Genomic DNA, 8,947 nt, shown 5'->3' on the forward strand with positions numbered 1-8,947 from the left:
CGGTGTCATCCCGCGCCGCCGCGTGCGTTGGGAGGGGTATGACGACGGCCGTGATCCGGAGCTTCGCACTGCTCAGCCTCCTCGTCCTCGCCGCCCCGGCGGCCGCCCAGGACTGCGAGGCGCCGCCCGGCACGGCGGCCATCGAGCAGTACTGCGAGAGCGTCCCCGAGTCGACCGGCAACCGGTCCACGCGCGACCGCAACCAGGCGCGCGGCGAGACGCGGACGAACGCCGGTGGCCTGCCGCGCTCGGAGCAGCCGGACACGACGCCCGTGCCCGAGACGACGATGCGGGAGATCGAGCGCGCGGGTGAACGCGGCGAGCAGCTGAGCCGGGTGCTGCGTGGTGCAGGCAAGCCGCGTGCCGACAACCGGGAGCCGAAGCCGACGAAAGAGCGCGACAGGTCGCCGGCCGTACAGCGAACGCCCGTCGAGACGCCCGTGCCCGTGCAGACCGGCAACGCGTTCAGCGCCGTCGGCGCGGCGGTCTCCGGCGGCGACACCGTCGGCGGGACGTTCCCGCTCATCCTGCTCGCGATCGCCGGCCTGATCGGCGGCGCCGGGTTCATCCGGCGCGGGCGCGGAGGCCGATGACGCGCGACGCCGAGCTGCGGCGCGTCTACGGCGATCACATCAACGCGGTGTTCGCGTTCTTCGCCTCCGTCGTGGAACGCCACACCGCCGAGGACCTGACGGCGTCCACGTTCGAGCGCGTGATCCGGGCGTGGGACGGCTTCGACCCGCGGCGCGGATCAGAGCGCGCGTGGGTGATGACGATCGCGCACAACCTGCTCAACGACCACTTCCGGCGCCGGCGGTTCCGGCGCGCGGCGTCACTCGACGAGCACCCGTTCCTGGCCGACTTCCTCACCACCGAAGGGGACCCGATGGACCAGCGCCTGCAGCGCGACGAGCTGCGCGCGTGGCTTGCGTGCCTCAACCAGCGCGACCGGACGGCGATCGCCCTGCGCTACGGCGCGGATCTGACCGCCGCTGACATCGGCGCCGTGCTCGGCCTCACGCCGAGCACGGCGCACCAGGTCATCTCGCGCGCTCTGCAGCGTCTGCGCCGCGAGGCGGAGCGCACCGCAGCACCCGCCGCGTCACCGACCGGTCGCGATAGGTGATGCGCGGCTCGCCCGACGCGCTCCGCACGACGAACGGCACGCGTTCCGTGCGCGTGACCGGGACGTACCGGCAGGGATCGTCGGCGTCCACGGGCGCCGAGTCGCGCACCAGCGAGACCGCGAGTGCCGTCGCGGCCAGCCCGCCGGCGAACGCCAGCGTGAAGCGGTGGCGCGAGCGCCGGCGCGGGGTGAACAGCCGCGCCTCCAGCGCTTCCACGAACTCCGGCTCGGGCTCGGGGCGGCTCGCTTCGAGGATCGCTTCGATCGTCGGCACCGTCACTGTGAACGCACGAGCGCTGCGAAACTCGACACTGCTGCTGCTGATCGCGGCGCCGAGCGCGCACGCCATGCAGATCGGCTTCTATGACCCGGCGTTCGCCGCGCCCGACCGCGCCGTCTGGCTCGACCGCGCGCGCGACGCCGGCAGCACGGTCGTGCGGATGGACGTGAACTGGTCGCTGGTCGCGCCCCACCGCCCCGCGAACGCGACCGACCCGAACGACCCGGCCTACCGCTGGGCGACCGTCGACGGCGCCGTCAACGACGCGACCGCTCGCGGCCAGCGCGTGATCCTCACGATCTGGGGTGCGCCGCCGTGGGCCGAGCAGGGCCAGCGCCCCGCCACCGCGCCGCTCGGCGTCTGGATGCCGAACGTCGCCGCCCTGAAGGAGTTCGCGACCGCCGCGGGCCTGCGCTACGCCGGCCGCGTCCGCGCGTGGCAGATCTGGAACGAGCCGAACCTCTCCCAGCACCTGCAGCCGCAGTGGCGCAACGGGAAGATGTTCGCGCCCGTCCGCTACCGCCAGATGCTCACCGCGGCCTACGACGCGCTCAAGGCCGTCGACCCGGGCAACCTGATCGTCACCGCCGGCACCGGCCCGTACGGCGACCCCCGGCCGGGCGCGGACCGGATCATGCCCGTGCGCTTCTGGCGCGCCGTCATGTGCCTCGACGGCGAGCGGCTACGCCCGCGCAAGTGCGGCGCGAAGGCGAGCTTCGACGTGCTGGCCCACCATCCGTACGGCACGCGCGGCCCGCGTTCGCGCGCTCGCAACGAAGACGACGTCGCCATCCCCGATCTCGCCAAGCTCAAGCGCGTCGAGCGGGCGGCAGCGCGGGCGAAGACCGTGCGCCCGGCCACCCGGAAGCCGCTGTGGGTGACCGAGGTGTCGTGGGATTCGAGCCCACCCGACCCGGACGGCGTGCCCGCCCAGCAGCACGCTCAGTGGCTGATCGAGGCGATGAACGTGCTCGAGCGCCAGCACGTCGAGGTCGTGACGTGGTTCCGATTGCGCGATCAGCCGCCGGTCCCGAGCTTCGCGGCCACGAACCAGTCGGGCCTCTACCTGGTGACCGGCGAGCCCAAACCCGCGCTCGCCGCGTTCATGTCGGTTAGGGATCGACTGTCAGGCGGGGCCTGAACCAGGCGTTCCAAGGGGCGTGCGCCAACCCAACGCCTCATCGAAGGAGCCCTCATGAAGTGCAAGCGCATCGCGATCCTCGCGGTCGCGGGCGTGCTCGCCCCCTCCGCCGTGGCGGTCGCCGCGACGTTCGGCGGCACGCCCGGTGACGACGTCCTCGTCGGCACGGCGCAGGACGACGTCATCCGCGGGTTCGCGGGCACCGACACGCTCCTCGGCCTCGCCGGCGGTGACTTCATCGACGGTGGCAGCGGCAACGACGCCATCCAGGGCGACGGCGAGTGCCCGCCCGGCACGCCGCTCCCCGACTACTGCTCGGACGGCAACACCGGCAACGACACGCTGGAAGGCGGGATCGGCGACGACGACCTCGACGCCGGCGACGGCGACGACAACGTCCGCGGCGAGGACGGCAACGACACCGTGCTCGCCGGCGACGGCGCCGACACGGTCGGCGGCGGCGACAACGACGACGTGCTCGACGGCGAGGACGGCAACGACACGCTCGCGGGCAACGACGACGCGGACACCGTCAACGGCGGCGAGGGCAACGACCGCCTGATCGGCGGCGAGGGCACCGATCTCCTCGACGGCGACGAAGGCAACGACTACGCGTCCGGCGGCGAGGGCAACGACCGCCTGCTCGGCGGGGACGGGGCCGACCAGCTGCTCGGCGGCGCCGACAACGACCGCCTCACGGGCGGCGACGGCCGCGACACGCTGAGCGGCGGGTCCGGCAATGACGTCGTCAACGCCGTCGACGGCGAGGTGGACACGATCACGTGCGGCAGCGGGCGGGACCGCGTGGCCGCGGATTCGGACGACAAGGTCGCAGACGACTGCGAGAACGTCGATGGAGAGGACTGACCCATGATCAAACGCATCGCGGTCCTGGCCGTGACCGGCCTGCTGGCCACGGCCGCCGTGGCCTACGCGGCGGTCATCAACGGCACCCCCGGCAACGACACCCTGATCGGCACCTCCCAGGTCGACCAGATCACCGCCTTCGCGGGTGACGACACGATCCTCGGCCTCGGCGCCAACGACACGATCGACGCGGGCGCCGGCAACGACACCATCCAGGGCGACGGCGAGTGCCCGCCCGGCACACCGCTGCCGCAGTACTGCTCGCCCGGCAACTCCGGCGAGGACACGATCGACGCCGGCGACGGCAACGACACGGTCGCCGCGGGCGCGGGCGACGACACGGTCGACGGCGATGATGGCGAGGACACGATCGAGGGCGAAGCCGGCGTGGACACCGTCTCCGGCGGCGATGACGACGACGAGATCGCCGGCGACGACGGCTCCGACCGGCTCAGCGGCGGCGACGGCGAGGACGAGATCGACGGCGATGACGGCAACGACCGCATCTCCGGCAACGACGACGACGACCTCCTCGACGGCGGTGAGGGCAACGACCAGCTCGGCGGCGGCGACGGCGACGATCGCCTCACCGGCGGCGACGGCGGCGACACGCTGTCCGGCGGCACGGACGCCGATCGCCTGACCGGCGAGGGCGGCCGCGACACGATCGACGGCGGCTCGGGCAACGACGACATCCGCGCCGTCGACGACGAGCGCGACACCATCCGCTGCGGCAGCGGCCGGGACACCGTCCGCGCCGACCGCACCGACCGCGTGTCCGGCGACTGCGAACGCGTGCGCCGGAGCTCGTAGATGGCCGCCGCCCCAGCACTCCTCGACCGGCCGCGCGTTCGCGTCGAGCGGCCGGTCGCTCCTCGCTCGCTGAGGATCCAGCTGTGGAGCTGCAACTACGACCCTGAGCCGAGCGGGATCGCGCCGCTGAGCTCGATGTGGGCGCAGGCGATGCAGGCCCGCGGGCACCACGTGGACGTCGTGGCCGCGCACCCGCACTATCCCGCCCCGATCTGGGGCAAGCGGGTGCGCCCGTACCGGCAGGTGCTCGACGGCGTCCCCGTCCTGCGGCTGCCATTGTGGGTCGGGCACGACAGCGCGTTCCAGCGCATGCGGCAGGAGCTCGCGCACACCGCCGCGCTCGGGGCCGCGCTGCCGGTGCTCGGCCGCCCGGACGTGATCGTGGCCGTGTCCCCGAGCTTCCCGGCGCTCGTGCCGGCGATGCTCGACGCGCACGCCCGCCGCATCCCGTGGACGCTCTGGCTCCAGGACATCCTGCCCGACGGAGCCGCGACCACCGGGCTGATCCGCTCGGGCCCCCTGCTGTCCGCCCTCAGGGGGCTCGAGCGGGTCGCATACCGGAGCGCCTCGCGCGTGTTCGTGATCTCGGACGCGTTCCGGCGCAACCTCCTGGCCAAGGGCGTGCCGGAGGCGAAGATCACGCGCATCTACAACCCGTCGGCGGTGCCCGTCGGGGCCCACCGCGCGCCGGAGCGGGTGGACGGGCCGGCCCGGCTGCTCGTGATGGGCAACATCGGGCATTCGCAGGGACTGGCGCAGTTCGTCTCGGCGGCGTCGGCGGGGCTGGAGCGCGCCGGTGCGCTGCTGCGCATCGCGGGCGCCGGCGTGGCCGAGGACGAGGTGCGCGAAGCGTGCGGGCCGCGCGCGGAGCTGCTCGGGCTGCTGCTCGGACAGGCGATGGAGGCCGAGTTGCGGGCGACGACGCTGGGTGTGGTCACGCAGCGGGCCGACATCACGGAGTTCAACCTGCCGTCGAAGCTCATGAACTACATGGCGCACGGCCTGCCCGTGCTGGCGGTGGTCAACGAGCGCTCCGAGTGCGCGCGGATCGTGCGTGAGTCGGGCGCCGGCTGGGTGGTCGACGCGGGGCGGATGGGCGAGCTCGACTCGGTCCTGCCGCGCATCCTGCGGCACGCGTCCGAGCTGGCGGTGCGGGGGCGGCGTGCGCACGCGTACGCGGCCGAGCACTTCTCGCCCGAGCGGGTGGTCGAGAAGTACGAGCGGGATCTCGTCGGACTGGTGCCCGTTCGTTGAGTGTGAGCCGCCGCGACGCCGTCGACGCCATCGGCGCCGGCTTCGTCCTGCAGGGGACGGTGCTGGTCAGTGGCGTGCTGGCGGCGCGGCTGTTGGGACCGGAGCAGCGCGGCGAGCTCGCGCTGCTGTGGGTCGTCGCGCTGGCGCTCGCCCAGCTTGGGGCCATGGGCGGGCCGGCGGCGATGGCGGTGTTCCTCGCGCGAGGGAATGTGGACGCGCGCACGCTTTTCGGAGCGTGCGCGCGCACCGCCGCCTGGCAGGTGCTGGTGGTGCTGGTCGTGCAGGCGGGCGTGCTCGCGGTGCTGATGTGGGAGCTCGCCGCGGTGATCACGCTGGCCGCTCCGGCCGCGATGATCGCGCAGGTCTACGGGCTCTCCGTGTTGCAGGGGCTCGGGCGGCTGCGGGTGATGCAAGGGCTGCGGCTGTTGCCGACGACGGCGTATGCCGCGGCGCTGGTGATCGCCCTGGTGCTGGGCGCGTCCTCGCTGGCGTGGGTGGCGTTCGCGTGGGCGGGCAGCTACGCGCTCGCGGCGGCGGCGACGTGCGGCTACGCGTGGCGCGTGCTGCCGGCGCGTCGCGGTGAGGTCGTCGACGCGCGCGAGGTGCGCGCGTTCGGGCGGCGCACGATGCTCGGGTCGATCTCGCCCCTGGAGACGTTCCGGGTCGATCAGCTGCTGGTCGGGCTGGTGCTCTCCCCGCTGCAGCTCGGCTTGTACGTGGCCGCGCTGGCGTTCACGAACCTGCCGCGCTTCATCGCGCAGGGCATCGGCCAGGTCGCGGTGGCGCGGATCGCACCGCTGGGGCTCGGCGAGGCACGGGCCGCCGTGGTGCGCTTCACGGTGCTGTCGGCCGGGCTCGCGCTCGTGGTCTCGGCGCCCTTGGCGGCGCTGGCCGGGCCGCTCGTGGCGCTCGCCTTCGGAGACGCGTTCGCGGGCGCCGCAGTGCTGATCCCGGTGCTGCTGGCGAGCACCGTTCTGGTGTGCGCCCGGCGCGTGCTGGGTGACGCGCTGCGCGGCGCCGGACACGCCGGCGCCGGCTCGGTCGCGGAGCTGTGCTCCTACGTCGCGGTCGTGCCCGCCCTGGCGGTGGGCGTGCTCTCCGGCGGCGCGCTCGGCGTCGCCTGGGCGCTGGTCGGCTCTTCGCTCGTGAGCCTGCTGGTGCTCGTTGGCCTCGCGTACCGGGCGCTCTTCGTACGCGGCAAGGTCGCCGCCGCGCTGGCATAGACGGCGGCGTGCTTTGCCGCGGAGGCCTCCCACGAGAACGTGCGCGCGTGGGCGAGGCCCGGTTCGACGAGCCGCTCGCCCTCGTCGAGGACGCGCTCGATCGCCTGCGCCAGCTGCGCGGCGTCGCGCGGGTCGAACGTGATCGCCGCGTCGCCGACGACCTCCGGCAGCGAGGCGGCGTTGCTGACTGCGGTCGGGCAGCCGCACGCCATCGCCTCCAGCGGCGGCACGCCGAAGCCCTCGAACAAGGACGGGAAGACGAGCGCGCGGGCACGGCGATAGAGGATCGGCAGCTCGTGCGTCTTCAGGTAGCCCAGGTGATGGACGCGGTCGGCGACGCCGGCGCGGCGCGCGTGCCGGTTGAGCGCGTCCTGCGCGTCGTAGGTCTGGCCCGTGAGGACCAGGTCGATGCCCGGGACGCGCGCGAGCGCCTCGATCAGCGTCGCGTGGTTCTTGTGCGGCCACAGGTTCGCGGGGAAGAAGATGAACTCGCGCGGGAGCTCGAGCGCGGCGTCGTCCGGCGTCGGCGTCGGGGAGAAGCGCGCGTGGTCGATGCCGTGGTGGATCGCCGTGACGCGGTCGGGCGCGACGCCGAGCCGGTCGATGATGCCCCGGCGCGCGTGCTCGGAGACGGTGACGACGTGCGTCGCGTGCTTGGCCGAGCCGTCGTACGCGAGCGCCCGGTACGCGCGCTGCGCGCGGCTGAAGAAGTGCGGCAGCTCGTGGTGCTGGATGTCGTGCAGGGTCACCACGGTCGGGCGGTGCGTGCGCGGCAGCGCCACGGCGACGGGGTAGTGCACGACGTCGAAGCCGTCCGGGAGCCGTTTGACCGTCGCGCGGGCGAGCGCGGCGGCGCGCTTGGCGGTCCCACCCTCCGGCTCGAGGCCGGGTAGGTGACGGAGGCTGGTCGCCCCGCCGACGCGGTCCCTGTAGGCCTCGACGATCGCGCGATTGCCGAGCACGACCGTCTCGTGCGGGCCGGCGTGGTACGCGCGCAGCAGCCCGCGCACGTAGGACTCGGCACCGCCCACCTTGCCCGGGCGGACGGTGAGCAGCGAGAGGCCGACGCGGGTCATGGAAGCTCCGAGGAGGCCGCGGCGGCGGACGGCCGTGCGGCGCCCACGGCCTCGTCGAGCGCGGCCAGCGCGTTCTCCGCCCGGGTGCGAAGCGTCGCCAGCCGGATGGGGTCCGGCGGGGTCGCGGTGTCCATCACGGCGCCGATCCACGCGGCTTCCGCGCGCGGCTCGAGCAGGCGCAGGTCGAGGTCGGCCGCGAACGAGCGCGTCTTCGGGGCACTGCCGACGACCACGGTCGGCCGGCCCGCGAGCGCGGCGAAGACGGTGAAGTGCAGGCGCATGCCGACGCACACGTCCGCGGCCGCGACCGCGCGGTAGACCTCCTGCCAGGTCGCCGTCCGCGGCACGACGTGGCACGGCTGCGCGAGCTTGGAGGCGAGCGCGTCGAGCGCCGCGCCGTCGCTGTGCGCGCGACGGTCCATCGGCACGAGCGTCACGGGCCGGCCGTCGGCCGCGAGCCACTCGGCGAGCCCGTCGATCAGCGAGTCGGGCGCGTCTGCGCGGAGGCTGACCGCGACCGAGCCGTCGGGCGCCGGCGGGTCGGGCAACCGCACGCCCGGTAGGAACATGGTGTCGGCGGCGAGCGCGACGTCCCGCCCGCCGACTTCGCGGAGCAGCGCCGCCGTCGCCGCGTCGCGCGCGCTGACGGTCCGCGCGCGCCGCAGGACGTACCGTGCGGCGGCGCGGCTCGCCCGGTGCCGGAGGTTCTCGGCGCCGACCGCGGTGATCGCGAACGACACGCCGCAGCCGCGCGCCGTGGTCGCCACGACGATCAGGTAGCGCAACAGGCCCGCGATCCCGCGCGTGTCGACGTCCTCCTGGAACATCGTCCCGCCGCCCGCGATCACGAGATCGGACGCGCGGATCGCGCCCGCGAGCGCCCGGACGGGCCGGACCGGCACGCGCCCGGGCACGTCCGCGCCCTTCAAGGTGCGGCGCACGTCCACGCCCGGATAGCGGTGCCGCAGCGCGTCGGCGAGCGCGTCGACGAGGGCCTCGTCGCCGACGCTGACGATCGCCCCGTCTTCGTCGAGGGCCGTCGCCGAGCAGATCAGGACGCGCCGCAGGGGCGGCGGCGAGACGGCCGCCGCGTGGGGCGGCGCGGCGAGGCCGTCCGGCGCGGGCGGCGAGGGTCGGCCTCGGGGCGGCGCGGCGGCGGGCGGCGCG

At 74.4% G+C, this 8,947-nt stretch carries 8 protein-coding genes and 1 pseudogene; 7 read left to right on the top strand and 2 right to left on the bottom strand.

Going from position 1 to position 8,947, the window contains the following annotated elements; genetic code table 11:
* The first annotated feature begins 50 nt into the window (after window positions 1-50).
* From OJ962_RS31680 to OJ962_RS31710, 7 genes are read left to right on the top strand one after another with little or no spacing between them, the layout of a single operon-like run.
* On the top strand, window positions 51-593 hold the full coding sequence (locus OJ962_RS31680; protein WP_202952105.1) for a hypothetical protein: 543 nt from the start codon (window positions 51-53) through the stop codon (window positions 591-593).
* A complete protein-coding gene (locus tag OJ962_RS31685; protein WP_202952106.1) occupies window positions 590-1,126 on the top strand; it encodes an RNA polymerase sigma factor in 537 nt (178 codons plus the stop codon). Before OJ962_RS31680 ends, OJ962_RS31685 begins: the two co-directional genes overlap by 4 nt.
* Window positions 1,126-2,547 carry a cellulase family glycosylhydrolase gene (locus OJ962_RS31690; protein WP_270006860.1) on the top strand — a complete coding sequence of 474 codons (1,422 nt, stop codon included), beginning with the start codon at window positions 1,126-1,128 and terminating at the stop codon, window positions 2,545-2,547. The genes OJ962_RS31685 and OJ962_RS31690 overlap by 1 nt, the downstream gene beginning before the upstream one ends.
* A gap of 54 nt (window positions 2,548-2,601) precedes the next feature.
* A complete protein-coding gene (locus OJ962_RS31695; protein ID WP_202952109.1) occupies window positions 2,602-3,414 on the top strand; it encodes a calcium-binding protein in 813 nt (270 codons plus the stop codon).
* A gap of 3 nt (window positions 3,415-3,417) precedes the next feature.
* The gene (locus OJ962_RS31700; protein ID WP_202952110.1) at window positions 3,418-4,227 is read left to right on the top strand and encodes a hypothetical protein; all 810 of its coding nucleotides are present in this window, start codon (window positions 3,418-3,420) and stop codon (window positions 4,225-4,227) included.
* Window positions 4,228-5,481: a glycosyltransferase family 4 protein gene (locus OJ962_RS31705; protein WP_202952111.1), complete on the top strand. Its 1,254-nt coding sequence runs from the start codon at window positions 4,228-4,230 to the stop codon at window positions 5,479-5,481.
* 2 nt (window positions 5,482-5,483) lie between these two features.
* Complete coding sequence (locus OJ962_RS31710; protein ID WP_270006861.1) at window positions 5,484-6,704, top strand: oligosaccharide flippase family protein; 1,221 nt, start codon at window positions 5,484-5,486, stop codon at window positions 6,702-6,704.
* Between the two features lie 83 nt (window positions 6,705-6,787).
* On the opposite strand, the pseudogene OJ962_RS31715 reads toward OJ962_RS31710, so the two are convergent.
* Window positions 6,788-7,780: pseudogene (locus tag OJ962_RS31715) on the bottom strand (glycosyltransferase family 4 protein); the annotation flags it as partial.
* Window positions 7,777-8,947 (bottom strand): polysaccharide pyruvyl transferase family protein (locus OJ962_RS31720; protein ID WP_270006862.1); only part of this gene is annotated, 1,171 nt, incomplete at its 5' end. The gene OJ962_RS31720 and the pseudogene OJ962_RS31715, both read right to left, overlap by 4 nt.

The sequence above is a fragment of the Solirubrobacter deserti genome (genome assembly GCF_027587175.1).
In the GTDB taxonomy this organism is placed as follows: domain Bacteria; phylum Actinomycetota; class Thermoleophilia; order Solirubrobacterales; family Solirubrobacteraceae; genus Solirubrobacter; species Solirubrobacter deserti.

What these genes read in the sequence shown, in the direction of transcription:
- OJ962_RS31685 (WP_202952106.1), top strand. Translation starts at nt 590, where the DNA reads ATGACGCGCGACGCCGAGCTGCGGCGCGTCTACGGCGATCACATCAAC.
- OJ962_RS31690 (WP_270006860.1), top strand. Translation starts at nt 1,126, where the DNA reads ATGCGCGGCTCGCCCGACGCGCTCCGCACGACGAACGGCACGCGTTCC.
- OJ962_RS31695 (WP_202952109.1), top strand. Translation starts at nt 2,602, where the DNA reads ATGAAGTGCAAGCGCATCGCGATCCTCGCGGTCGCGGGCGTGCTCGCC.
- OJ962_RS31700 (WP_202952110.1), top strand. Translation starts at nt 3,418, where the DNA reads ATGATCAAACGCATCGCGGTCCTGGCCGTGACCGGCCTGCTGGCCACG.
- OJ962_RS31705 (WP_202952111.1), top strand. Translation starts at nt 4,228, where the DNA reads ATGGCCGCCGCCCCAGCACTCCTCGACCGGCCGCGCGTTCGCGTCGAG.